This is a genomic window from Kitasatospora sp. NPDC034035, assembly GCF_055575755.1.
The window spans coordinates 207697-230869 of record NZ_JBVISA010000002.1; the positions used below are offsets into that span (position 1 = coordinate 207697).

27 protein-coding genes are annotated in these 23173 nt (G+C 71.4%); 16 read left to right on the plus strand and 11 right to left on the minus strand.

Features of this window, described 5'->3' with window-relative positions:
* Nucleotides 1-572: 572 nt before the first annotated feature.
* Entirely contained in the window at nucleotides 573-719 is a 147-nt protein-coding gene (locus tag ACZ52J_RS03675; protein ID WP_465615511.1) for a thiamine biosynthesis protein ThiC, read from the plus strand.
* A 74-nt stretch (nucleotides 720-793) separates the two neighbouring features.
* On the opposite strand, the gene ACZ52J_RS03680 is transcribed toward ACZ52J_RS03675, so the two are convergent.
* Complete coding sequence (locus tag ACZ52J_RS03680) at nucleotides 794-1237, minus strand: CBS domain-containing protein (RefSeq protein WP_465615513.1); 444 nt, start codon at nucleotides 1235-1237, stop codon at nucleotides 794-796.
* A 258-nt stretch (nucleotides 1238-1495) separates the two neighbouring features.
* Here ACZ52J_RS03680 and ACZ52J_RS03685 point away from each other — a divergent pair, with 258 nt between their 5' ends.
* A complete protein-coding gene (locus tag ACZ52J_RS03685; RefSeq protein WP_465615867.1) occupies nucleotides 1496-1939 on the plus strand; it encodes a DUF5994 family protein in 444 nt (147 codons plus the stop codon).
* Between the two features lie 302 nt (nucleotides 1940-2241).
* Here ACZ52J_RS03685 and ACZ52J_RS03690 read toward each other — a convergent pair whose 3' ends face one another.
* Both ACZ52J_RS03690 and ACZ52J_RS03695 read right to left on the minus strand, forming a co-directional pair.
* Nucleotides 2242-2616, minus strand: a complete 375-nt coding sequence (locus ACZ52J_RS03690; RefSeq protein ID WP_360498082.1) for a VOC family protein — start codon at nucleotides 2614-2616, stop codon at nucleotides 2242-2244.
* A 41-nt stretch (nucleotides 2617-2657) separates the two neighbouring features.
* Nucleotides 2658-3278 (minus strand): dihydrofolate reductase family protein, encoded by a 621-nt coding sequence (locus tag ACZ52J_RS03695; protein ID WP_465615515.1) that lies wholly within the window; start codon nucleotides 3276-3278, stop codon nucleotides 2658-2660.
* 149 nt (nucleotides 3279-3427) lie between these two features.
* Here ACZ52J_RS03695 and ACZ52J_RS03700 point away from each other — a divergent pair, with 149 nt between their 5' ends.
* Complete coding sequence (locus ACZ52J_RS03700) at nucleotides 3428-4324, plus strand: LysR family transcriptional regulator (RefSeq protein ID WP_465615517.1); 897 nt, start codon at nucleotides 3428-3430, stop codon at nucleotides 4322-4324.
* Nucleotides 4325-4376: 52 nt separating this feature from the next.
* On the opposite strand, the gene ACZ52J_RS03705 is transcribed toward ACZ52J_RS03700, so the two are convergent.
* Entirely contained in the window at nucleotides 4377-5213 is an 837-nt protein-coding gene (locus ACZ52J_RS03705; protein WP_465615519.1) for a helix-turn-helix domain-containing protein, read from the minus strand.
* A gap of 225 nt (nucleotides 5214-5438) precedes the next feature.
* On the opposite strand from ACZ52J_RS03705, the gene ACZ52J_RS03710 reads away from it, so the two are divergent.
* Complete coding sequence (locus ACZ52J_RS03710; RefSeq protein ID WP_465615521.1) at nucleotides 5439-5747, plus strand: putative quinol monooxygenase; 309 nt, start codon at nucleotides 5439-5441, stop codon at nucleotides 5745-5747.
* Nucleotides 5748-5849: 102 nt separating this feature from the next.
* On the opposite strand, the gene ACZ52J_RS03715 is transcribed toward ACZ52J_RS03710, so the two are convergent.
* The 3 genes from ACZ52J_RS03715 to ACZ52J_RS03725 all read right to left on the minus strand — a co-directional run bounded on the left by ACZ52J_RS03715 (nucleotide 5850) and on the right by ACZ52J_RS03725 (nucleotide 9811).
* Nucleotides 5850-6746, minus strand: coding sequence for a hypothetical protein (locus ACZ52J_RS03715; protein WP_465615523.1), 897 nt, complete (start codon nucleotides 6744-6746; stop codon nucleotides 5850-5852).
* Nucleotides 6747-6974: 228 nt separating this feature from the next.
* Complete coding sequence (locus ACZ52J_RS03720; RefSeq protein ID WP_465615869.1) at nucleotides 6975-8111, minus strand: metallophosphoesterase; 1137 nt, start codon at nucleotides 8109-8111, stop codon at nucleotides 6975-6977.
* 542 nt (nucleotides 8112-8653) lie between these two features.
* On the minus strand, nucleotides 8654-9811 hold the full coding sequence (locus tag ACZ52J_RS03725) for a LacI family DNA-binding transcriptional regulator (protein WP_188296553.1): 1158 nt from the start codon (nucleotides 9809-9811) through the stop codon (nucleotides 8654-8656).
* Nucleotides 9812-10157: 346 nt separating this feature from the next.
* On the opposite strand from ACZ52J_RS03725, the gene hisC reads away from it, so the two are divergent.
* From hisC to ACZ52J_RS03750, 5 genes are all read left to right on the plus strand, one after another.
* Entirely contained in the window at nucleotides 10158-11237 is a 1080-nt protein-coding gene (gene hisC, locus ACZ52J_RS03730) for a histidinol-phosphate transaminase (protein WP_360498070.1), read from the plus strand.
* Nucleotides 11238-11549: 312 nt separating this feature from the next.
* On the plus strand, nucleotides 11550-12941 hold the full coding sequence (locus tag ACZ52J_RS03735) for an efflux RND transporter periplasmic adaptor subunit (protein WP_465615525.1): 1392 nt from the start codon (nucleotides 11550-11552) through the stop codon (nucleotides 12939-12941).
* Between the two features lie 2 nt (nucleotides 12942-12943).
* Nucleotides 12944-13747 carry an ABC transporter ATP-binding protein gene (locus tag ACZ52J_RS03740; protein WP_360498067.1) on the plus strand — a complete coding sequence of 268 codons (804 nt, stop codon included), beginning with the start codon at nucleotides 12944-12946 and terminating at the stop codon, nucleotides 13745-13747.
* Nucleotides 13744-14958: an ABC transporter permease gene (locus tag ACZ52J_RS03745; RefSeq protein WP_465615527.1), complete on the plus strand. Its 1215-nt coding sequence runs from the start codon at nucleotides 13744-13746 to the stop codon at nucleotides 14956-14958. The genes ACZ52J_RS03740 and ACZ52J_RS03745 overlap by 4 nt, the downstream gene beginning before the upstream one ends.
* A gap of 10 nt (nucleotides 14959-14968) precedes the next feature.
* Nucleotides 14969-15652, plus strand: a complete 684-nt coding sequence (locus ACZ52J_RS03750; RefSeq protein WP_465615529.1) for a hypothetical protein — start codon at nucleotides 14969-14971, stop codon at nucleotides 15650-15652.
* A 181-nt stretch (nucleotides 15653-15833) separates the two neighbouring features.
* Here ACZ52J_RS03750 and ACZ52J_RS03755 read toward each other — a convergent pair whose 3' ends face one another.
* Together ACZ52J_RS03755 and ACZ52J_RS03760 are read right to left on the minus strand one after the other, a co-directional pair.
* Nucleotides 15834-16085 carry a hypothetical protein gene (locus ACZ52J_RS03755; RefSeq protein ID WP_465615531.1) on the minus strand — a complete coding sequence of 84 codons (252 nt, stop codon included), beginning with the start codon at nucleotides 16083-16085 and terminating at the stop codon, nucleotides 15834-15836.
* The gene (locus tag ACZ52J_RS03760) at nucleotides 16082-16444 is read right to left on the minus strand and encodes an ATP-binding protein (protein WP_465615533.1); all 363 of its coding nucleotides are present in this window, start codon (nucleotides 16442-16444) and stop codon (nucleotides 16082-16084) included. The genes ACZ52J_RS03755 and ACZ52J_RS03760 overlap by 4 nt, the downstream gene beginning before the upstream one ends.
* A gap of 231 nt (nucleotides 16445-16675) precedes the next feature.
* Between ACZ52J_RS03760 and ACZ52J_RS03765 the strand changes: the two genes are divergently transcribed.
* The 3 genes from ACZ52J_RS03765 (at nucleotide 16676) to ACZ52J_RS03775 (ending at nucleotide 18401) form a co-directional block, all read left to right on the plus strand.
* Nucleotides 16676-17542 (plus strand): helix-turn-helix domain-containing protein, encoded by an 867-nt coding sequence (locus ACZ52J_RS03765; RefSeq protein ID WP_465615535.1) that lies wholly within the window; start codon nucleotides 16676-16678, stop codon nucleotides 17540-17542.
* A complete protein-coding gene (locus ACZ52J_RS03770) occupies nucleotides 17535-17735 on the plus strand; it encodes a DUF397 domain-containing protein (RefSeq protein ID WP_465615537.1) in 201 nt (66 codons plus the stop codon). Before ACZ52J_RS03765 ends, ACZ52J_RS03770 begins: the two co-directional genes overlap by 8 nt.
* A 138-nt stretch (nucleotides 17736-17873) precedes the next feature.
* Nucleotides 17874-18401: a hypothetical protein gene (locus ACZ52J_RS03775; RefSeq protein WP_465615539.1), complete on the plus strand. Its 528-nt coding sequence runs from the start codon at nucleotides 17874-17876 to the stop codon at nucleotides 18399-18401.
* A gap of 73 nt (nucleotides 18402-18474) precedes the next feature.
* Here ACZ52J_RS03775 and ACZ52J_RS03780 read toward each other — a convergent pair whose 3' ends face one another.
* Both ACZ52J_RS03780 and ACZ52J_RS03785 read right to left on the minus strand, forming a co-directional pair.
* Nucleotides 18475-19041 carry a DUF6529 family protein gene (locus ACZ52J_RS03780; RefSeq protein ID WP_465615541.1) on the minus strand — a complete coding sequence of 189 codons (567 nt, stop codon included), beginning with the start codon at nucleotides 19039-19041 and terminating at the stop codon, nucleotides 18475-18477.
* 4 nt (nucleotides 19042-19045) lie between these two features.
* Nucleotides 19046-19615 carry a COG4315 family predicted lipoprotein gene (locus tag ACZ52J_RS03785; RefSeq protein ID WP_465615543.1) on the minus strand — a complete coding sequence of 190 codons (570 nt, stop codon included), beginning with the start codon at nucleotides 19613-19615 and terminating at the stop codon, nucleotides 19046-19048.
* 246 nt (nucleotides 19616-19861) lie between these two features.
* Here ACZ52J_RS03785 and ACZ52J_RS03790 point away from each other — a divergent pair, with 246 nt between their 5' ends.
* The 4 genes from ACZ52J_RS03790 to aspS all read left to right on the plus strand — a co-directional run bounded on the left by ACZ52J_RS03790 (nucleotide 19862) and on the right by aspS (nucleotide 23111).
* The gene (locus ACZ52J_RS03790) at nucleotides 19862-20263 is read left to right on the plus strand and encodes a hypothetical protein (protein WP_465615545.1); all 402 of its coding nucleotides are present in this window, start codon (nucleotides 19862-19864) and stop codon (nucleotides 20261-20263) included.
* A 361-nt stretch (nucleotides 20264-20624) separates the two neighbouring features.
* A complete protein-coding gene (locus ACZ52J_RS03795; RefSeq protein ID WP_465615547.1) occupies nucleotides 20625-20984 on the plus strand; it encodes a YciI family protein in 360 nt (119 codons plus the stop codon).
* Between the two features lie 66 nt (nucleotides 20985-21050).
* Entirely contained in the window at nucleotides 21051-21629 is a 579-nt protein-coding gene (locus tag ACZ52J_RS03800; RefSeq protein ID WP_465615549.1) for a GNAT family N-acetyltransferase, read from the plus strand.
* A 174-nt stretch (nucleotides 21630-21803) separates the two neighbouring features.
* A complete protein-coding gene (gene aspS / locus ACZ52J_RS03805) occupies nucleotides 21804-23111 on the plus strand; it encodes an aspartate--tRNA(Asn) ligase (protein WP_465615551.1) in 1308 nt (435 codons plus the stop codon).
* The last annotated feature ends 62 nt before the right edge of the window (nucleotides 23112-23173 follow it).

Consider the following 23173-nt stretch of genomic DNA (forward strand, 5'->3'; position numbering starts at 1 on the left):
AATGGTTCGCCTGGCGCCAATGGTTTGCCCGGCGCCAATGGTTCGCCTGGCGCCAATGGTTTGCCCGGCGCCAATGGTTCGCCTGGCGCCAATGGTTTGCCCGGCGCCAATGGTTCGCCTGGCGCCAATGGTTCGCCTGGCGCCAACGGTTCGCCCGGTGCCAACGGTTTGCCCGGCGCCAATGGTTCGCCCGGTCCTGCCGGTCCTGCCGGTCCTGCCGGCCCTCCTGGCCCCGCCGGGCCCACCGGCCCCGTCGCTCCCGTTGGTCCGGCTGGGCCGCCTCATCATCCAGGTGGTCACGGCGGTCAGGAGCACGGCGGCCACGAGCAAGGTGATCACGGCAACGGCCAGGGCGGTCACGAGCAGGGTGGACCGGCCGAACACCCGAAGGGGGCGGGACAAGCACTGGCCGCCACTGGCTCCGGCAAATCGATTGGCATCGCGGTTGGCTCGGCGGCCGCCATCGCCCTCGGAGGCTCGGTCCTCATCCTCGTGAGGCGTAGCGGACGAGCCGCAGCCCGCCGCCGGCACTAGCCCTCGCAGGTATCCAGGGTCAGCCCATGTTCTGCTCGATGAAGATCTCCCAGAAGATCCGCGACGAACACGGCGACGGCGCGACGGCGGTGGCATCCGGCTACGACGCCGAAGCCGGCATGCAGGCCATGTCCGAGGAGTTCAAGGCCCAGGGCAGCCGGGTCTACCTCCCGCTGGCCGACTGACGGTGATGCCTGGTTGACGGCGTGCTCCGGGAGGCTGACAGGTCTCCCGGAGCGGCGCCCCGGCGGCGCGACGTTCAGGCGGGCTCGGCGGCGAGCAGGCGGTTGGCGGCGAGCAGGTGGTTGGCTCGGTCCGCGGTGAGGACGCCGAGGATGTAACCGTCCTCGTCGATCACGGGCCAGATGGCCAGGCGCTTGATCCGCATCGCGAGCGCGGCCAGGGTCAGGCCCATGGTCGGCCACGTGAACGGGCCGCGCTGGTGCGTGGTGGCGCTGATCACGGTCCGCTCGGTGCACCGGGAGCGCGTCAGGAACGGGTGAAGCCCGGCGCGGGTGACCAGTCCCTCGCACCGGCCGTTGTGGTCGCGGACGAGCAGGAAGTCGATGCGGGCGCTGTGGAGGATGTCGTCGGCCTGGGCGACGGTGCTGTCGTCGGCTATCTGGTAGGCGCAGGGGTCCATGGCGTCGGCGACCGTGAGGCCGTGGCCCGGCCGTGCCGACTGCGGGGAGTGAGTGGTCACGGCGTACACCGGTCCCGCCTCCGGGCCGGCCTGGGGCTGCCCGGAACGTCCTTCACCCAGAACGAAGCCGGAACGGGTACCGGAATGCGCGATGCCCTGGATGCCTTCGAGCGTACTCCTGCGGGCCGGACGGCACCTGGGAGACCTCCGCGGAGTACCGTGGGAGACAGCCGAGGACATTCCGAATATCGGCATTCGCGCTGGTGTCGCCCTGGGTCATGATTGGTCCCTCGTGGACCAGACGGGCGGCCTCACATGATGCCGGTCCCTCTCCCCACGCCTTCCTCCCCCGGGCCGTGGTCCGTGCCCGGTGCTCCGCTCCTGCCACGCCTGGTGCTGGAGCCGACGATGACTCGGGAGGGGATCTTCGACGGCGCGTGGTGGCCCCGCTCGAACCACATCCTGGCCGAGCTGCCGGACCTGATCACCGCGCTCGGCGCCCACCTCGGGCCGATCGTTCGGGTCGGCCTCGACACCTCGGCCTGGGGCGAGGTACCCCGGTCCCTCATGGTGAACGGCCTCATGGTCAAGATCAACTGGTTCGCCGGCAGTGACGCGACGATCAGTGTCACCCGGGGCTTCCAGGACCACTTCCTCCTCCTGGTGGTACCGCCCCGCACCGATCCGGAGAACGCTTCCTCGGCGATGGCAGGTGCCTCGGCAACCGGAAACCACACCCCGGCGGCCGAACTCCTGCGTTGAGCCGGCTGCCTGTGGCTTTCCCTGTGCTGGTTCAAGGCCCAGGGCAACCGGATCTGCCTCCCGCCGGCGGACTGACGACGCACCAACGCGGGCGCTGCTCCGGGAGGACTTCCCGGAGCAGCGCTTCGGCTGCGCAGAAATCTGCTCGGTGACCTGGGGCCGTGCCTGGGATGATCCATGCCATGCAGCCTTGGAACGCTTTGAGCCCGACCGTTCGGTTGATCTGCCCTTGACGGCTGTTCGGCTGTTGGCGGGTTGAAGTGCCGCCCCGGCCCTCCCCTGTGGGGTCGGGGCGGCACCCGTCACCGGGGGTACCAGCGGAGTTCGACGGTGTTGCCGTCGGGGTCCTGGACGTAGACGGAGGTGGCGGTGCCGCGGGCGCCGTAGCGGGAGACGGGTCCTTCGAGGACGGTGAAGGTGCCGGAGTCGATGACCTCCTGCCAGTCGAGGGGTTCGACGGTGAGGCAGATGTGGTCGACGTTGGACTCGTTCCGGGGGCGGCTGGTCAGGTCGATGATGGTCTCGGCGGTGACGCGGACGGACGGGAAGGGCGCCTTCCCGGCGCGCCATTCGTCGACGCGGACGGGCTCCAGGCCCAGGAGGCCCGAGTAGAAGGCCAGGGAGCGTTCGACGTCCGAGACGTTGAGGACGAGGTGGTCGAAGGCGACGACGCGCATGGGTGGGTTCCTTCGGTGGGTGGGGGAGGGGAGGGTGGGGGTCAGGCCTGCTGGTAGTGCAGGTGGACCACGCCGGTGCTGAAGGTGGCCGAGTGGGCGAGTCGCAGGGGGATCCGGTCCTGCTCGGTGAACAGGCGGATGCCGGGGCCCAGGACGATCGGGTGGACGAGCAGGTGGAGGTCGTCGATCAGCCCGGCGCGCAGCAGGGTGCGGGTGAGCATGATGCTGCCGGAGAGGCTGATGTTACGGCCCGGCTGCCGCTTGAGCTCGGTCAGTTCGGCGACGAGGTCGCCGCCGAGGACGGTGGAGTTGTTCCACTCGGCCTTGCCGAGCGTGGTGGAGACGACCAGCTTGGGGATCGCGTTGAGGGCGTCCGCCATGTCGCCGCTCTGGAGCGGCCAGGTGGCGGCGAAGGCCTCGTAGGTGCGGCGGCCGAGCAGCAGGGTGTCGGCCGCGGCGGCGAGGCCGCCGACGACGGCGCCCATCTCCTCGTTGAGATAGGGGAAGTGCCAGGTCTCGGGGGCCTCGACGACGCCGTCGAGGGACATGAAGAGGCCTGCGGTGATCCGACGGCCGGTGGCGGCAGTGGCGGCAGTGGCGGCGGCGGTGTCGGCGGTGTCGGCGGGGGTGCTGGGGGCGGTGCTGGGGGCGGTGCTGGTCATGGGGGCCTTCGGGTTCGGCGGTGGTACTGCCGCGGGCGGTTCGGCGCGGCTGGTGACGGGTTCTACGATCCTCCGGGCCGGACCAGCCATCAATGTCTGATGAACGTACGATCGTTGAGCCGGATTCAACGATCGAGGGGTGGCGCGGGATGCTGGAACGGTTGGAGATCGATGTCCTCCTCGCGCTCGCCGAGGAGCTGCACTTCGGCCGGACCGCCGAGCGCTTGCACCTGACCACCGGGCGGGTCAGTCAGGTGGTGAAGAAGCTGGAGCGCCGGATCGGCGGCCAGCTGTTCGAGCGCACCAGTCGGTCGGTCCGACTCACCGCCGTGGGTCGGCAGTTGGTCGATGACCTGGTCCCGGTGGTGGAGGCGACGGCGGCGGCCCTGCGTCGGGCGGAGGACGCCAGCCGGGGGGTCACCGGGCGGCTGCGGGTGGCGTTCCTCGGCGAGTGGACGGCGCCGCTGCTGCTCAAGGCGGCCGCGCTGTTCGGCGAGCGGCACCCCGACTGCCGGGTCGACGTCTGCGAGGTCCAGCTCTCCAACTCCCGGGCGAGTCTGGTGGACGGTTCGGTGGACGTGCTGATCGCCTCCTACCCGTTCGACGGCATGGCCCGCGGCCCGGTCCTGCTGACCGAGCAGCGGGTCCTCGCGGTGGCCGCCGGGCATCCGCTGGCCGGGGAACGGTCGGTGTCGATCGAGGTGCTCGCCGACCATCCCGTGGTGCAGTACCCGGCGGTCACCTCGGTGGGCTTCAAGCGGGACCGCACCCCCGGCCACACCCCGGCCGGCCGCCCGGTGCCCAAGGGACCGTCCGGCGGCACGTTCTCCGAGATGCTCAGCCTGGTCGCCATGGGCCGCGGCGTCCTGCCGGTCGGCGAGCACTCGCGCCGCTACTACCCCCGCCCGGACGTCGCCTACGTGCCGATCCACGACGCGCCCCCGATCGAGCGCGGCCCGGTGTGGCGGGAGGGGAACACGACGGCGCGGGTGCTGGCGTTCGTGCGGGCGGCGGCGGACGCCGCCGGGGTGGCGGGGGCCGGGTGACGGAGGGTGCGCCGGCCCTCAGGAGATGCCGGTCCTCACGAGATGCCGCTCCTCAGGAGATGGCGCGCAGGCGGGGCGGGGCCGGGGTGAGGAGGCGGTCGAGGTGGGCGGCGGTCTCGTCGTCGGCGGGGAGGAGGACCAGGAGCTGCTGGGAGTCGGCGGGGAGGTCCAGGGTCTCCCGGTGGAGGCGGAGTTCGGGGCCGGCGGGGTGGTGGAGGCGGAGTGGGCCGCGGCGGGGGACGAGGTGGTTGCCGAGACGGCGGGTGAACTCGGGGCCGGCGACGGGGGCGAGTTCGGTGCTGAGCCATTCGGAGGCCTCGGCGGAGGGGCCGAGCCAGAGGTCGAAGGCCTGCTCGTCGGCGATGTCGTGCCAGTCGGCGAAGAGGTCGTGGGCGCGCGGGTCGGTGAAGACGTAGCGGGTGAGGTTGGGGGCCGGGTCGTCGAGCAGGCCGGCCGCGCCGAGGACGGCCGCGTAGCCGCTGGTGTGGCCGAGGACGTCGCCGAGCCGGTTGGTGACGGCGGCGATGCCGGGTTCGAGCAGCCGCAGGGTTTCGCGGACGGTGGAGCGGATCTCGCGGGGCGCGGGGGCGGGCCGGGTGCGTCCGGCGCACGCGCCGCCGGTGATCTTCGTGAGGTAGCGCAGGTGGTTGCGTTCGGCGTGGTCGAGGCTGAGGGCGTCGGCCAGCGCGTTGACGACGGCGGTGGACGGGTTGCGGTCGCGGCCCTGTTCCAGCCTCGTCAGGTACTCGACGCTGATGCCGGCGCGGATGGCGAGGTCGGAGCGGCGCAGCCCGGGTGAGCGGCGGCGGCCGTGGTCGGGCAGGCCCAGTGTCTCCGGCTGGATGCTGTCGCGCTTGGCGCGGATGAAGTCCCCCAGTGGTGTGCCCATATGACGAGCGTAGGTCGCGTGGCGGCGCGGAGCCTGGCCCTGCTGGGGCCAGCCTGAGCGCAGCCTGGGCGGGGACTCGCCCGCTCGCCTGAGTCGCCGTCAGGACAGCAGGAGTCCCCAGGACAGGGCCGGATGGTTGAGCCGTACGGGTGAGCCTGGGGAAGATCGGGGCGGTGTCGGCGGTTGGGGCCGGGGACAGGGCAGGACTCGACGGACGGGGGCGGAATGACCGAGCGGATCACGGCGATCGCGAGGCTGCGGGCGAAGGCCGGGCGCGAGGCGGAGATGCGGGAGCAGGCAGGGACGATGGTGGGGGCGAGCCTGGCGGAGCCGGGCTGTCTGTCGTACCGGAACTACGTGGACCCGGAGGATCCGGCGGTGCTGGTGGTCGTGGAGGAGTGGGAGTCCCGGGAGGCGTTCGACGCGCACCTGGCCAGCCCGCATCTGGCGCGGTCGCTGGACCGCACGGCGGAGCTGCTGGACGGCCCACCGCAGTTGCGGGTGCTGACGGACGTGCCGGAGCCGACGCCGTAGTGCCGGGGCGCGGCGGCGGATCCGGCTCCTCGGTGTGAGGACCGGGCGGGCGAGGTTGTCGCCCGGGTGGCGCCGTCGGAGGGGAGTTCGGCGGCCGACGGCTCAGGTGACGTCGTCGGGGCCGGTGAAGGCGGGCGGGGTGTAGCCGGGGCCGGTGAAGTCGGGGGTGGTGAACGCGGCGGGGCGGGACGTGCGGCCCTCGGGGTCGGTGAGGCCGTCGGGGCCGGGGCTGGTGAAGGCGGGGGAGGTGTAGCCCGGGCTGCTGAAGTCGGGGCTGCTGAAGTCGGGTCCTTCGCCGGTGTCGGGTCCTTCGGCGGTGCCGGGATCAGGAGCGGGTTCGGAGGCGGGTTCGCGCCCGGGTACCGGCGGGAGTGCGGCGTGCAGGTAGGGCAGGAGGCCGCGGTCGCGCAGGGCGGTGCGCCATTCGGTGCGGGCGGCGGCGAGTTCGGCGGCGAGTTCCGGGTCGGTGCCGGCCGGGGCGGCGGTGCCGTCGCGTATGGCGGTGAGGAGGAGTCCGACGATGCCGATGGCCATCGCGGCGACCCCGGCGGCGAGGGCGACCCAGCCGGCGGTGACGAGGGACCGGGCGAGGGCGAGGTCCGGCTCGGCGGCGCGCAGCAGGTAGCCGACCAGCAGCAGGAAGAGGGCGGCGGCCCAGGCGAGGATCGGGGTGAGCACGGTGAGGACGGGGAAGAGTCCGGCGCCGCCGTTCGCGGAGCGCAGTTGGGTGAGCAGGCCGGGGGCGGTGGGTTCGGTGCCGGGTGGGGGTGGGGGTGTGGCGCGCAGGCTGTCGCGCAGCCGGGTGTAGTGCGCGTATTCGGTGGCGGCCGCGGCGTTGATGCCGTCGGCGTCGCGCAGCGCGCGGATGCGCAGCTGGTCGGTGGTGTGCGCGCCGGGCGCGCGCAAGGCGGCGAGGACGGTGCGGTCGCGCAGGGCTTCGGCGAGGAGGCGCTCGTACTCCGGGCGGTCCTCGGCGAGCAGCGGCGGGGGGTTGGACATGGGGACCCCGTTCGTGCGGACTCCGGTTCGCTCCGCCCCGGGGGCGCGGGCGCCCTCAGGACGCCGAAACGGGCGCGGAGGCGGGCCGCCGGACGGGCGGCCGGGTGTGGTGTGCCTCATGGTAGGGGCGGGTGTGCCCGGGCTGACAGTCGGTTTCCGGAATTTCGCGCCCCGGGCCGCGCGCGTGCGACGGCCCGAGCGCTGGGAACAACTGTTCGATGAAGGCCGTCAGTTGATGGGCAGTCGGGCGACCAGCAGGCGCCCCTCCATGGTGACGCCGCCGTCCATCGCCACCGCGAGGTCGTCCGCGTACACGTACGGTCCGGGGATGTGCGGGGGCTGGCCGTCGTCCGCGTGCACCGCGCCGGTGAGGTACGGGATGGGGCTGTGCCCGTGCACGATCCGGGTGCCGCCGTAGGTGTCCAGCAGTTCGTGGACGGCCGTGGGCCCGGCGTCGCCGCGGAAGGCGAAGCGCTTGGTGAAGCGGCGGAAGCAGTCCCACCACTCGTCGACGCTGCCGTCGGCGAGCAGGCTGTGCACGGCGTCGTTGACGTCGGGGATGGACTCGCCGTACTCCAGGTACGCGGTGGTGTCGGAGTGCAGCAGCAGGTGGTCGTCCTCCAGCGCGACGGCGGGGAGCCGGGACAGCCAGCTGATGTGGTGCGCCTCCAGGCGGTCCAGGTCGTTCTGCTGGCCGCCGTTGAGCCGCCAGGCGGCCAGGAAGGAGGCGGTGCCGGCGGTGGACTGGACCGGCTCGTCGCCGTACTTGGCGGCGCCGAGGAAGAGCAGTTCGTGATTGCCCATCAGGGCGCGGCAGTAGCCGCCGGCCGCGGCGGCCTCGGCGGCGAGCTGCATGACCAGGTCGATGACGCCGATGCCGTCGGGGCCGCGGTCGGTGAAGTCGCCGAGGAACCAGATCCGGGCACGGCCGGCCGACCAGTGGCCGTCGGCGTCGATCAGGCCCTGGTGGTGCAGCTCGGCGCGCAGCTCCTCGAGGTAGCCGTGCACGTCGCCGACGACGTACACCGGGCCGGGGGGCTCGCCGGGGCCGGGGGCCGGGTACGGGTAGGTCGGGGCGGCGGGGTCGGGCAGCGGCGGGCCGAGTTCGATGGTCGGCGGGTCGTCGCGGCCGGCGAGCTGGAGGGCCGGGGAGGGCTGGTCGGGGAGGGTCGGCTCGTAGCCGGCGCGGTCGTCGTAGCCGCTGTTGTCCTGGCTGTCGTACGCGGCGTGCTCCTGACCTTCGTAGGCCGTGTGCTCCTGGCCGTCGTAGGCCGGGCGCTCCTCGTATCCGGTTCGTTCCTCGTATCCGGGCCGGTCGTCGTAGCCCGCGTGGTCCTGGTGCGAGAACGCCGCGGACTGGTCCACCGCGTTGCCCTGGGCGTCCACCGCGTTGCTCTGGGCGTGCACGGTGTGGCCCTGGCCGTCGGTGGTCCAGTGCTGTTCGAGGTAGCGGGCGCCGCCGTAGCCGCTGTAGGTCTCGGCGTCGTACGGGGTGCTCGGGTAGCCCTGGGCGGGGTCGGGTTCGTAATAGGTGCCGTACGGCAGCACGTCGAGGTCCGGCTGGTGGCGGGGGCCCGAGTGGGGGTACTCGGGCCCGGGGAAGCGGTCCTCGGGTGTCATTCGCCCATCATAGGAAGACCACTCTCCCGCCGTCGTCACCTGGTGGGCATCCAATCCTCCGGAGCGTCAGCCGGGCGGCCCCTGGGGGTCCGTTTTGTCCTGGCTCGGTATGGTCTCATCAGCTCTGGCCGGGCTTCCTTCGTGCTCGCCCGGCTCCGGTCGGTACCCGTTCGGGGGCTGTTCGGCGTGCCGGGGCGGCGTCTTGTGGACGCCCCGACCGAGGCCCTGATCGACGCCCCGACGGACACCCCGATCGACGCCCCGCCGACGTCGATCGTGTCGGCGGTCTAGACCTCGCCCGGCGGTCGGGGCGGGCTGACGGTGGTGCGCGGACTCCGGCGTTGGGAGGACGCGCGGACGATCAGTTCGGTCGGCATCAGGGTGCCCGGCGGCGGTCCGGTGCCGGCGGTGCGGAACCGGGGCGGGAAGAGCCGGGCGATGTCGACGCCCGTGCCGGAGTCCACGCCCTCGATGGCGTCGATGAGCAGGTTGACGACGGTGGTGCCGATCTTGCGCGGTTTGAGCGAGAGGGTGGTGATCGGCGGCTCGGTGGTCGCGTAGACGTCGCTCTCGCTGCAGCAGACCAGCAGCAGGTCGTCCGGGACCCGCAGGCCGTACCGGCGGGCGGCGGCGAGCAGGTCGGTCCCGTTGGGGTCGAACAGTCCGTAGACGGCGTCCGGCCGGTCGGGGCGGGCGAGCAGCCGGTCGGCGGCGACCGCGCCGGCTGCCGGGTCGTGCGCCGGGTAGGTCTCGTACACCGGTTCCTGTCCGACCTTGGCGCACCAGCCGAGGTAGGCCTCGGTGGAGAGCCGGGTGTAGGTGTCGGTGCTGGTGCCGGTGAGCAGGCCGATCCGGCGGGCGCCGGCTTCGGAGAGGTGGTCGAGGATGCCGAGCACGGCGGCCTCGTGGTCGTTGTCGACCCAGGCGGTGACCGGGCAGTTGCCCGGTTTGCCGTCGCTGACCACCGGGACGCCGGACCGGTACAGCTCGCTGACCAGGGGGTCCTGGTCGGGCGGGTCGATCACCACGGTGCCGTCCAGGGCGATGTTGCCCCAGACGTCGTGGCGTGAGGAGGCGGGCAGGACCACCAGCGCGTAGCCGCGGCCGAGGGCGGCGCTGGTGGCGGCCCGGGCCATCTCGGCGAAGTACGCGAACTCGGTGAAGGTGAAGGGTTCTTCGCCGTAGGTCGTGACGGTCAGCCCGATCAGGCCGGAGCGTCCGGTCCGTAGGGTGCGGGCGGCCGCCGAGGGGCGGTAGCCGAGGCGCTCGGCGACTTCGCGCACCCGGCTGCGGGTCTCGTCGGGCAGGCGGCCCTTACCGTTCAGCGCGTCGGAGACGGTGGTGATCGACACTCCGGCGGCTGCCGCCACGTCCCGGATGCCGGCCCGCTCCAAGCGACGTGAGGTGGTGGGGCGCCGACCGCTCTGGTTGGCTGCTGCTGTCATGGCGGACCGATCGTATGGCTCCTGACAAGGTGCTGTGACCGGCGCATCGGGAGCCTTCGGAGATACGTTTCTCCAAGAGTGAGCCGGGGTGCGCCCCTTCGATACCCGCCCGAAACCTGGCTTCTTACCTCTGACATGTGCCAAAGGAACCGGGCAGAATGGCTGATCTGCGCCTGTAACCCGACCGGGCATCTCACTCCTACGGGTGAGAGGCGGTCGGTATCGTGCAAGGCACCCGACCGGGGTGGTCCGGGCGCGTCAGGAGATCCCGGGCACGGCGGCGAACCCGTCCGTGGCGGGCGAGCGCACCGGACAGTGTTGCAACTTCTGGAAACGGAGTACGACCGTGAGCAGTGGTACGTCAGCGCAGGGCCCGCGGCTGCGGCCGACCCTGGACGGCATCCCCACCTACAAGCCCGGCAAGCCGGCCGGCGCCGACGCCTACAAGCTGTCCTCGAACGAGAACCCCTACGACCCGCTGCCCGGCGTGCTGGAGGCGGCGGTCCAGGCGGCCGGCTCGCTCAACCGCTACCCCGACATGGGGGTCAGCGAGCTGACCGAGGTGCTCGCCGAGCGCTTCGGCGTGCCCGCTGAGCACATCGCCACCGGTACCGGCTCGGTCGGCGTCGCCCAGTCGCTGATCCTCGCCACGGCCGGCCCGGGCGACGAGGTGATCTTCGCCTGGCGCTCCTTCGAGGCCTACCCGATCATCACCCAGATCGCCGGCGCCACGCCCGTCCCGGTGCCGATCACCGCGACCGGCGACCACGATCTGGACGCGATGCTCGCCGCGATCACCCCGAACACCCGGCTGATCTTCGTCTGCAACCCCAACAACCCCACCGGCAACGTGATCCACCGCGCCGAGCTGGAGCGCTTCCTGGACGCCGTCCCCGCCGACGTCCTGGTGGTCGTCGACGAGGCCTACATCGAGTTCATCCGCGACGCCGAGGTGCCCAACGGCATCGACCTCTACCGCGACCGCCCCAACGTCTGCGTGCTGCGCACCTTCTCCAAGGCGTACGGCCTGGCCGGCATGCGGGTCGGCTTCGCGATCGCGCACGAGCCGGTCGCGGCCGCGCTGCGCAAGACCGCCGTCCCGTTCGGTGTGAACCAGCTCGCCCAGAACGCCGCCGTCGCCTCCCTGCGCGCCGAGGAGGCGCTGCTGGAGCGGGTCGACGCGCTGGTCGAGGAGCGCAACCGGGTGGTGGCCGGGCTGCGCGCCCAGGGCTGGGAGATCCCGGACTCGCAGGCCAACTTCGTCTGGCTGTGGCTCGGCGAGCGCTCGGCGGAGTTCGCCGCGGCCTGCACCGAGGCGGGCGTGATCGTCCGGCCGTTCCCGGAGGGCGTGCGGGTGTCGATCGGGGAGGCCGAGGGCAACTCGATCTTCTTGGCGGTGGCGGAGGCGTTCCGCAAGTCGCTCTGACGTTCCGACGCTCTGCCTTTCACCGCAGCCGCAGGGGTGCGCCGGTCGTCGGCGCGCCCCTGCGGCGTTCCGGGCCGGCCTCCGTCAGTTCCAGCCCTGTTCCCGGCCCGTTCCCGGCCTGTTCCCGGCTCGCTCCCGGATGGCTGTGGATCGCTGGGAGTGCGCTGGGAGTTCGGCCAACGCTTGGCCACGGACCGGCCAAGCAGGACGCGCAGGGCGGCTGTTCTGTCCGCAATGCCCGGATCCGACCGGTCAGGCTTCTCCCAGCGGGCGCTCAGGGCTCCGCAAGAGCTCCCCGCGAAGCTGTCCGGCATGAAGGTGCTACCACGGCGGCGCGGTGCCGTCCTCCTCAACTCCGCGCTCGGTGTGGCCCTGCTGGGCGGCGTGGCCCTGGTGTACACCACGGTCAGTGGCAGCTCCGGCCCGGCCGCGGCCAAGCCGGCGGCCCGGACCGCGACGGTCGCCAAGGGCACGGTCCTGGCCACCGTGTCCGGAACCGGCACGCTGGTGTCTCCCACCGACGCGGCCCAGGATTTCACCACGGGCGGCCGACTCACCGCGGTCAAGGTCGCGGTCGGGGACGCCGTGAAGAAGGGCCAGGTGCTCGCCACCGTCGACACCACGGCGGCCCAGCAGCAGGTGGACGCGGCCCGGGTGGCCCTCACCACGGCCAACGCCAACCTCACCAAGGCGCAGGCCGGGGTCACCACCACGACCACCGAGCCGCTGCCCGGTGCGACCGCCGGGGGGTCCGGCGGAGGTACCGGTAGCGGCAGTGGTGGACGCGGGGCGGGCGAGAGCAGTACGCCCGCCCCGCAGACCACCACCATCACCACCACCAAGGTCGACGACGCGGCCGTGGCCCAGGCCCAGCAGCAGGTCTCCACCGCGCAGACCACCCTCTCCAACGCCCAGGCGGCGCTGGCCGGGACCACCCTGACCGCCTCGGTGGACGGGACGGTCGCCTCGATCACGGGCAAGGTCGGCGACACCGTGGGGGCGAGCGCCGCGGGCTCCTCGACCTCCTCCTCGGCCGGCAAGACCTCCGCCACGAGCGCGAGTTCGGGCACCCCGAGCGGCTTCATCGTGCTCACCAACCCGTCCGGCATGCAGGTCACCGCGAACTTCTCCGAGCTCGACTCGCTCAAGCTGAAGAAGGGCGAGGCGGCCACCGTCACGCTGAACGCTCAGTCCGACACCAAGCTCAACGCGACCGTCCTGTCGGTCAGTTCGCTGCCGAGCAGCAGCGGCTCCGGTGGTGCGGCCGGCTCCTCCGCCGTCCAGTACGCGGCCACGCTGCAGCTGTCCGGCGACACCAGCACGCTGCGCACCGGCCTCAGCGCCACCGTCCAGGTGATCACCGGCGAGGCCGACAACGCGCTCTCGCTGCCCACCTCCGCCCTGTCGGGCACCGGCACCTCCCGGACCGCGTCCGTGGTGCACGAGGACGGTGCCACCGAGCGGGTCACCGTCGCGGTCGGCGTCGAGGGTGACAGCACGGTGCAGGTCGTCTCCGGGCTGAAGGAGGGCGACAAGGTCGAACTCCCCACCACCAGCGGCAGCAACGGCTTCCCGAACGGCTCCTTCCCGGGTGCGAGCGGCGGCCGGGGCGGCAGCGGCGGCGCGGGCGGTGCGGTCTTCCCGGGCGGCGGTGCCGGCGGTGCCGGTGGCGGCGGTGGCGGCGGCCGCGGCGGCAGGGGCTGATCGTGCGTCACGTCATCGACAAGCGCGTCCCCGCGACGCCCGTGCCGGTGATCCGGATCCGCCGGCTCACCAAGGCGTACGGGCACGGCGACGCCACCGTGCACGCGCTGCGCGGCCCGGACGACCCGGAGACCGGCGAACCGCAGGGCGTCAGCCTGGACATCGAGCAGGGCGACTTCGTCGCCGTGATGGGCAGCTCGGGCTCCGGCAAGTCCACCCTGATGAACATCCTCGGCTGCCTCGACGTCCCGACCGCCGGCCGCTACCTGCTGGACGGCGTCGACGTCGGCCACCTGGACGAGGGGCAGCTCTCGCTGGTGCGCAACCGCAAGATCGGCTTCGTCTTCCAGTCCTTCAACCTGATCCCACGCACCACCGCCCTCGCCCAGGTCGAGCTGCCGCTCGCCTACGCGGGCGTCGGGGCGGCGGAGCGGCGGCGCCGGGCGCTGGCCGCGCTCTCCCTGGTCGGCCTCGGCGAGCGGTCCGGGCACAAGCCCAACCAGCTCTCCGGCGGCCAGCAGCAGCGCGTCGCGGTGGCGCGGGCGCTGGTCACCGCGCCGGCGATGCTGCTCGCCGACGAGCCGACCGGGAACCTGGACAGCCGGTCGACGGAGGAGGTGTTGGCCCTGATCGACGGGCTCAACGCCACCGGCCGCACGGTCGTGCTGATCACCCACGAGGACGAGGTCGCCCGGCACGCCAAGCGGGTGCTGCGGCTGGTCGACGGCCAGATCGTGAGCGACGTCCGGCAGGCCCCGGTCGACGGACCGCCGCCGGCCCTGCGAGACCTCGAGGTACTGGCATGATCCTCTGGCAGACGCTCCGCTTCGCGGTCGGCGGCCTCGCCGCCAACAAGGTGCGCTCGGCGCTGACCATGCTCGGCGTGCTGATCGGGGTCGCCTCGGTGATCCTGCTGCTGGCGGTCGGCAACGGCTCGTCGGTCGCGGTCAAGGACTCGATCACCTCGCTCGGCACCAACTCGCTCACCGTCAGCGCCGGTTCGGCGGCCGGTGGCGCGCGGGCGGCCTCCTCGGTGAAGAAGCTGACGGTGGCGGACGCCAAGGCGCTCGCGAGCGACGCCGGCGCCTCCGCCGTGATCAAGTCGGTGGCCCCGATCGTCACGACCAGCGGCACGGCGCTGTACGGGAACATCTCGTACAGCCCGGGCTCGGTCGTCGGCACCTACCCGGCGTACTTCGAGACCTCCAACCAGAAGGTCGCGCACGGCGAGTACTTCACCAACGACGACGTGCTCGGCTCGCGCAAGGTCGTGGTGCTCGGCGCCACGACGGCGAAGCAGCTGTTCGACACGGTGGACCCGGTCGGCAAGCAGATCGTCCTCGGCGGCACGCCGTTCACGGTGGTCGGTGTGCTGCAGGCCAAGGGCGGCACCGGCTTCACCGACCCGGACGACGTCGTGATCGCCCCGCTGCCGACGGTGCAGAACGCCTTCACGGGATTCGGCCCCGTCAACCAGATCCTGGTGCAGGCCGCCTCGGCGGACACCACCACGGCGGCCCAGGCCGAGATCACCCGGGTGCTGCTCGGCACCCACGCGATCGCCGACCCGACCAAGGCCGACTTCCGGATCACCAACCAGGCCTCGCTGCTCACGGCGAGGGAGAGCACGACGAAGACCTTCACGGTCCTGCTCGGCGCGGTGGCGGCGATCTCGCTGCTGGTCGGCGGGATCGGGATCACCAACATCATGCTGGTGACGGTCACCGAGCGAACCCGGGAGATCGGCATCCGCAAGGCGCTCGGCGCGCCGCGTGCGGTGATCCTCGGGCAGTTCCTGACCGAGTCGACGCTGCTGTCGGTGATCGGCGCGGGGTTGGGCGTCGCGGCCGGGATGGCCGGCTCGCACTTCAGCATCGTCGGCATCAAGCCGGTGGTGATCCCCGAATCGGTGCTCGGCGCGTTCGGCATCGCCGTCGCCATCGGGCTGTTCTTCGGCAGCTACCCCGCCAACCGGGCCGCCTCGCTGCGGCCGATCGACGCCCTCCGCCACGAGTAGGACTCCACCCATGAGCAAAGAGATCGCCACGGTCAGCAGTACCCCGGCCGAGCAGGTCGCCCTGCTCTCCACCCCGCCGGACGCCCGCGACGTTTCGGCCGAGCTGGCCGCGCCGCCGCGTCGGAAGCTGCCCTGGATCAGCCTGGTGCTGGCAGGTGGCGTGATCGCCACCGGTGCCTTCGCGGGCGGGGTCTGGTACCAGCAGAACAACGGCTCCTCCAACGGCAAGTCCGCCCGGCCTGCGGCCGCTGCGGGTGCCTCCGCCGGTCAGCAGCGTGGCGCCGGTGGCGCCGGTGGCTACGGGCAGAACGGCGGCGGCCAGGGCGGGGGCGGCCAGAACGGCTCCCGCCGTGGGGGCCAGGGAGCCGGCCAGGGCGCCGGTCAGGGGCAGGGCGGCGGGCAGGGCGGACAGCCCGGTTTCGCCCGTGGCACCGTAAAGGCCGTGGACGGCAACGTCGTGTACCTGACAGACTCCAATGGCAACACGGTCAAGGTCACCACCGGCGACGCGACGAAGGTCCAGCTCAACAAGGAGGGCAAGGTCACCGACCTGCAGCCCGGCCAGAGCGTGACCGTCGTCGGCACCCCCGACGCCAACGGTGGCTACACCGCGAACCAGCTCGTCGAAGGAGCCGCAGCAGGCGGCTTCGGCGGCGGAGTCGGCGGCGGTAACCGGAACCCGTCCGGCGGCTGACCCGGCACGAGTCGGACGACCGCGAGGCCCTCGCCCCTTCCCTGGGCGAGGGCCTTCGCGTGTGCTCAGCGCGGTTCGCGGTCGTCGGGACGCGGCATCCTCGGGGTCGCGACGACACCGGGGGCCACGGTGGCGAGCGCGAGGGCCAGAAGGGCGACGAGCACGGCGCCGACGAAGAACCTCACCGCTCCCACGCTTCGTTCCGGTCCAGATCGCGGAGGAGGTGGAGGAGGTTCAGGAGAGTACTCACCGGCGCGTTGCCGAAGTCGACCAGGAGACGCCCGTCGAGGGTGGCCTCCCCGGCCGAGGCGGAACCCCAGAGGAGCCCGTACGGAAGCCCCCGCCGGTGCAACTCGCCGAGGAGCGCCGTGATCTGCGGCGTGGTGTAGTCGAGCATCCGGGGGTCGTCCGGGGCGACGGGCGGGCGGGTCATGCGGCGGAGTCCAGCTCGTACCAGACCGTTTTGCCACGCTTCTGCGGATCGACACCCCACCGGTGGGTGAGGCCGGAGACCAGCTGGAGGCCGCGCCCGGTCTCGGCGAGACGGTCGAGGGACTGCTCTTGGGGGAGCGCGTCGCTCTCGTCCGAGACGCAGACCCGGAGGGTGCAGTTCAGGAGGGAGAACCAGACGACGGGCGCGGGGGTCGCGCCGTGCCGCCAGGCGTTGACGATGAGTTCGGCGAGGGCGAGTTCGGCGTTGAAGATGGTCTCCGGGTCCCAGTCGGACCGGGTCAGGGCGTCCCGGAGAGCCTGCCGGCTGAGGGTGAGCGAGGGGGTGTTACGGGTGCACACGGGAACCTCCGCGAGGCTGTGGTGTGGGGAGAGGGAAAGCCGTGAGCCAGGCCGGTTGCCGGTTGCTCTTCGGCGTACGGGCAGCAGGCGCCTACTGCCCGGAACGAAGGCATTGCTGACGATCCGTAGGATTCATCTGAGAGTGACCATAGCGCGGCCCGCCACAGATTTGTGGCAGACAGCGAGAAGTTCCCCCGAACGTGGTGGCAGCACTGAGGCAGACTGGTCCCCATGGCTCTTCGATCGAACCCAACTCTCCGCCAGCTGCGGTTGGGTGCCGAACTGCGCAGGATGCGGGAGCAGGCCGGCCTCGGCGGCAGCCAGCTCGCCCGTGCGCTGGGCATCAACCCCGCCCACGTGACCCAGATGGAGAGCGGGAAGACCGGCATCAGCGTCGAACGCCTCCGCACGATCGCCGCGCTGTGCATGTGCGTCAACGAGCCCCTGATCGATGCGCTGGCGGACATCATCACGGATCGCGATCGAGGCGGCTGGTGGGAGGAGTATCGAGGAAGCCTCTCATCGGACTTCCTTGAGGTGGCTGAGATCGAGGGGCGTGCGAGTGGACTCTCGACGTACACGATGGCCTTCATTCCTGGATTGCTCCAGACCGGCGCCTACGCCTCCGCCATCTTCGCGCGAAACCTTCCGCCTCTCCCGCACCATGAGGTCGACTTGAGGACGGCTTTCCGCATGCAGCGGCAGCGCGTCGTACGATCTGGTGAAACGCCGTACGTTGCGTACATCCATGAGGCGGCGCTGCGCATGCAGTTCAGCGGTCCCAAGGTTCAAGCTGAACAACTCGGCAGCCTCATCGAGGATTCAGAGCGGCCGACCATCTCGATCCGAGCCGTGCTGTTCGATGTCGACACGCTTCCACTCACGCACGAGAACTTCACGTACGCCGAAGGTCCGATCCCTGAACTGGACACGGCGCAGTTGGATTCAGGACTCGGCAACGTGCTCTTCGATGCACCGGCCCACATGGCGCGGTTCCGCACCCTAATCGCCCGGATCGACGCGGCGGCCCTCTCAGAGGACGAATCCCGAGAGTTCATTCGATCCATTATGAAGGATATGGAAAGCAAGTATGCGTAACTCCTCCTGGCAGAAGTCAAGTTACTCAGGCGCGAACTCCGAGTGCGTCGAGGTGCGCGTCGTTGAGGGGGCGATCGAACTCCGGGAGTCGGACGAGGGCGACGTCATCGTCCGCACTTCCTCCCTCAAGTTCGCGGCCTTCCTCCAGGGTGTGAAGGCCGGCGAGTTCGACCACCTCGTCACCTCTGTCTAGCAAATCGTGCCGGCGGCCTCTTGCTTCCAGCAAGAGGCCGCCGGCACCTAGACAGTGAGTTCTCCTTCGATTGCCTCACCACCACCTCCTAGCGCACCCGCTTTGCTGGGAGGTCGTCATGCTGTACATCTGACGATCATGAAAAAAGACCAGGTCGGCAGACTCATCGGCGCCAGCTTCGGGCTCGTCTTCGTCCAGGCGAATGCCGGGGCCTTGCCGACCGCCCTCGGTGCTCCCCTGCGGGTGCTCGCCCTCCTCGCGTTCCTCCGGGTCCTGTTCGCCGGTCGAGGGGCCGCCGCTCCCGCGACCAACGGCACGGCCGCGCCGAGCAGCATGGGCTTCGGGCGGGGCTACTGGTACGTGGTGGCAGCCGAAGTGGTCGCGGTCGCGGTCGGCCTGATGGTGGTCAACAAGGTGCTGCACACCGGGACTGTCGCCTGGATCACCTTCGTGGTCGGCGTGCACTTCTTCGGTCTCGCAGTCGTGTGGAAGCGGCCCGACCTGCACGTCCTCGCCGGGTCGATGGCGGCCTGCGGTGTGGGCGGCCTGGTGCTGGCCGCCCTCGGTGCCTCCACCGCCGTGATCGCGGTGGTCGCCGGAATCGTTCCCGGCGCGCTCCTGCTCGGTTCGGTGCTGTGGTCCGGCCGGGCAGTCGCCGCACACTGAGCAATCGCTTGCAGACAGGCAGACGGCCCCTTGCAGACACGCAAGGGGCCGTCGGCGTTGCCCGGTCAGAAGCTCACAGGCCGGGCACGTGGTAGTCGTTGAGGCGCCAGAGCGCGGCGCTGTACCAGAGCAGGGCGATCAGGACGATCAGTGCTCCCCCGGCGGCGGGCAGGGCCCAGCCGGGCAGCCGGCGGTGCCGGACCACGATGACCTTCGCGACGAACGCGCCGTAGAGGAAGCACCCGGCGAGCGAGTGCAGCGCGATCCGGCTGTCCGTCAGCTGCACGCCGTAGGCGGTGAGGCAGTGGTAGGCGATCGGGAGGGAGAGCAGGAGCGCGCCCAGGCCGACCAGCCGGTGCCCGGTCCGGACCGACCGGGGCGCGGCGCGTAGACCGGGCAGCCGGCCGTACATCCACAGCGCCAGCAGGAGCTGGACCAGCGCGAGGCCAAGCAGGGCGGTGCCGAGCTGGGCCTTGAGCTGGTTGGCGTCGTCGAAGCGGTGGCCGAAGAGGCTGCTCGCGTAGTCGGGGGTGTGTGCCCGGCCGTACCAGAAGAGGCCGGCCGTCACCGCCACCGGCAGGAGTGCCCACAGGAGGCCGGTGGCCCGCCGGGGGCGGGGCGGCCGTTCGACGGCGTGCATCGGATCAGCTGCCCTCGACCTTGTCCCCTGCGGCGTTGACCACGTACCACTTGGCACCGAAGGCGCTGGACTCCTCGCCGTTGGTGTCGCCCTGCGCCTTGTCGCCCTCGAAGTAGTAGAGCGGGTGGCCGTTGTAGACGATCTGGGTCTTGCCGTCCTTGCGGGTGGCGGTGGTGATCTTGGCCTGGTCGGCGCCGTTCGCGGCGGTGGGGGCGCCGGTGGTCAGGACGGGCGGCCAGGCGGCGGCGCACGCGTCGTAGCAGGTCGGGGTGGGCGAGGTGTCCGCCTCGAACAGGTAGAGCGTCTTGCCCTGGGAGTCGACCAGGATGTTCTGGTACTTGCCGATGGTGGCCGCCGCGACCACGGTGCCGCCGCCGGTTGCTCCGGCGGAGGGGCTCGCGCTCTCCGTCGACGTCGCCGCAGCGGTCGGGCTTCCGGAGGAGCCCGCCATGGTCGTCGTCGCAGGTGAGGAGCCGGCGGCAGACGTCGTGCTCTTGCTGCTGGAGCAGCCGCTGCACAGCACGGTGATCAGGGCGGCGGCGGCCAGGGCGGTCACCGTGCGGGAAGTTCTCATGGGATTGTCTCTCCGGCCAGGGTGGGAATGGGTGCCACCACTTCAGCCTGAAGGAGCCTGCCGCCTCACCAGGCACGCCAGCGGGTGGGCAAGGCGGGACGGCCGTTAACCCTGATGGCCGACAGCAACACGCCGTTCCGGCGGCGAGGGTGGGCCCAGACCCACCCACCCGTACGGCTGGACCCGTAGGTGGCCCGGCTCGCGCTCCGTAGCGTCGTTTCCACCACGACACGGAGGAGAAGGACCATGGCGACCACGACCACCCGGGACGGCTTCACCACGGTGAAGACGTGCATCATGCTCTTCGGCGTCGTCAGCGCGATCGTTCTCGGCACGGTCGCCGTGATGGCGTTCACCGGCCACGAGGCGACCCCGTTCATGTGGATCCGTGGCGCCGTCCTCCTCGGGGCCGCCCCGCTGATCCACCGGCTGGTGAGCCGGGCCGCCGCCGGCTCGGCCAAGGCCTTCGACCGCGTCCGCACCCTCGTCACGATCATGCCGATCGCCATCGTCGGTGTGGATCTGATCCCCGGCCTCTGCCCCACCTGGTACGCCGTCCTCCAGGGCCTCTCCGCCCTCGCCCTGGTTTCTGCCGCCGTCCTCGCCCGCACCTCCCCGCTGAGCGCCGCCTTCCCCGAGGAGGGGTGAACCCTCAGCGGGGTCCCCACGAATTTCCCACGTCATCGATTCACAAGCCTTGACCGTGTGTTCACACCTTTCGGGAGCATCGGGGGCGCCGGTCGCGGGGGGAAATAAGACGACCGGACGGTCCTTGGTGCGTTCACCGCGTAGGCGACCGGTCTGCCCCGATGCCTGTGACCAGCCGGGAAAGGGCAGATCGGGCATGGCGAACGTTCTCCACAGCGACGAGCAACTCCTGTGCGCAAGAGTCGACTTGGCCTCGATATCGAGCGCGGACCCGGCGAATTGTCCGCGCGGGAAGTCGGCCCGTCCGACTTCCTGCGCGGCAATCACCGACGGCCACCGGGTTCCGGGGCAGGATCGCGGCATGAAGTACATGGTGCTGATGTACGCCGATCCCGCAGCGACCGCGGCGATGTCCGACGAGCAGCGCGCCGACGTGTTCCGCCGGCACGAAGCACTCCACCAGGACCTCGAAGGCACCGGCGAGATGCTCAACGGAGCCGGGCTGGCCTACCCGAAGGACACGACCACCCTCCGGTGGCACAGCGACGGGACCACCACGGCGGACGGGCCGCTCAAGGAGGCGGCCGAACACCTGACCGCGTACTACGTGATCGACTGCGCGACCCCGGAACGGGCCCGGGAGATCGCCGCACGCGTCCTCGACTTCCACGTCGTAGCGGTCGAGGTGCGGCCGGTCCACGACTGGTTCGGCATGGGCTGAGACCCGGCGGCGGCCCGCCCCGGATATTCGATGGCGGGCCCGGCGGCACCTGGTGAGGATCGCAGGATGCATCCCTTCCCGGATCCCTTCTTGCAGACCGAACGGCTCGTGCTGCGCCCGTTCACCGAGGCCGACGCCGACCACCTCTTCGCGCTGGACAACGACCCCGAGGTCATGCGCTTCATCAACGGCGGCAAGCCGGCCGACCCCGAGGCGATCCGGACGCGGACCCTTCCCCGGCTCCTCCACGACCACCCCTGTTCGGGGACCCGGGGCTTCTGGGCCACCGAGGAGAAGGCCACCGGAACCTTCCTGGGCTGGTTCGAACTCCGCCCCCTCGACGACCACGACCCCGCCGTGGTCGAACTCGGCTACCGCCTGAACCGGGCGGCCTGGGGCAAGGGCTACGCCACCGAGGGATCGCGCGCCCTGATCGACAAGGGATTCACCGACCTGGCGGTCCGGCGGATCACCGCGAACACCATGGCCGTGAACACCCCCTCCCGGCGCGTGATAGAGAAGTGCGGCCTGTCCTTCCTCCGGAGCTTCCACGGCGACTGGCCGGAGTCCATCCCGGGATCGGAACACGGCGAGGTCGAGTACGAACTCCTCAAGTCGGTCTGGGAACAGCAGCAGCCTCGGTAGCTCCCCCCCGGCGATCCGCTCGGTCGGCTCCTTGCTCCCCGCAAGGAGCCGACAGGGAGAAATGTGCGCGACGCGGTGGAGCGTGATCCTCTACGGTGAGCGCGTCCCCCGGGCGGCCGTTTACCGCCCGTCGTCGGCGCGACCAACGCGCCCGCAACCCAGGGAGTTGCCGCCATGACGCGCACCCTTGTCGCAGACCTCCACGCACGGATCGGCGAGACGGTCACCGTCTACGGCTGGGTGAACACGCTCCGGCTGCAGCGGCGCCTCCAGTTCGTCCTGGTCCGGGACCACACCGGCCTCGTCCAGGTCACCCATCCGCGCGGTGGTGAGGACGACGTCATCGAGGCCTCCTTCGAACGGGTGACGGTCGAGTCCGCCGTGAAGGTCACCGGCAAGGTGGTCGCGAACCCGCAGGTCAAGCTGGGTGGTCTGGAGATCGTCCCGTCGCAGGTGGAGATCGTCTCGCTCGCCGAGCCGAAGCTGCCGATCGACGAGAAGACCGGCATCGACCAGCGCCTGGACTGGCGCTTCCTCGACATCCGGCGCCCCGCCCAGCACCTCGTCTTCGACGTCCAGACCACCGTCGAGCGGGCGATGCGCGAGCTGACCGTCGAGGAGGGGTTCACCGAGCTGCACACGCCCAAGCTCATGGGGACCGCGTCGGAGTCCGGCGCGGAGGTGTTCGAGGTCGGCTACTTCGGCCGCACCGCCTACCTCGCCCAATCGCCGCAGTTCTACAAGCAGATGGCGATCGCCGGCGGCATCGACCGGGTCTTCGAGATCGGGCCGGTGTTCCGGGCCGAGCCGTCCTTCACCTCCCGGCACGCCACCGAGTTCACCGGCGTCGACGTCGAGATCGCCTGGATCGACGGCGTCGAGGACGTGATGGCCTTCGAGGAACGGATGCTGCACCGCGTCCTCGCCGCGGTGGCCGAGCGCCACGGCGAGGCGATCGCCGAGCACTTCGGGACGCCGGTCGTCGTCCCGGAGCTGCCGTTCCCCCGCATCACGATGGCCGACGCCCTGGCCCGGCTGCGCGCCACCGGCTGGGACCCGGAGGGCGTGAAGGACGACCTCGACCCCGAGGGCGAGCGTGCGCTGTGCGCGCTGATCGAGCAGGAGACCGGGCACGAGTTCGTCTTCGTCACCCGATTCCCCGCCTCCGTAAGGCCGTTCTACCACCTGCGGCCGGAGGACGACCCGACCGTCACCGAGTCCTTCGACCTGCTGTGGAAGGGCGTGGAGATCACCACCGGCGCCCAGCGCGAGCACCGGTACGACCGGCTGGTCGCCCAGGCCCGCGAGAAGGGCATGGACACCGGGCCCCTCTCCGGCTACCTGGACTGCTTCCGCTACGGCACCCCGCCGCACGGCGGCCTGGGCCTCGGGCTCGGCCGGCTGCTGATGCTCGCGCTCGGGCTGCCCTCGATCCGCGAGGCGACCTTCCTGTTCCGGGGGCCGCACCGCCTCGAACCGTAGCTGGGAACGTGGAGCACCCGAGGCGCCCCACGGCGCAGGAAGTCGGCCCGGTCGACTTCCTG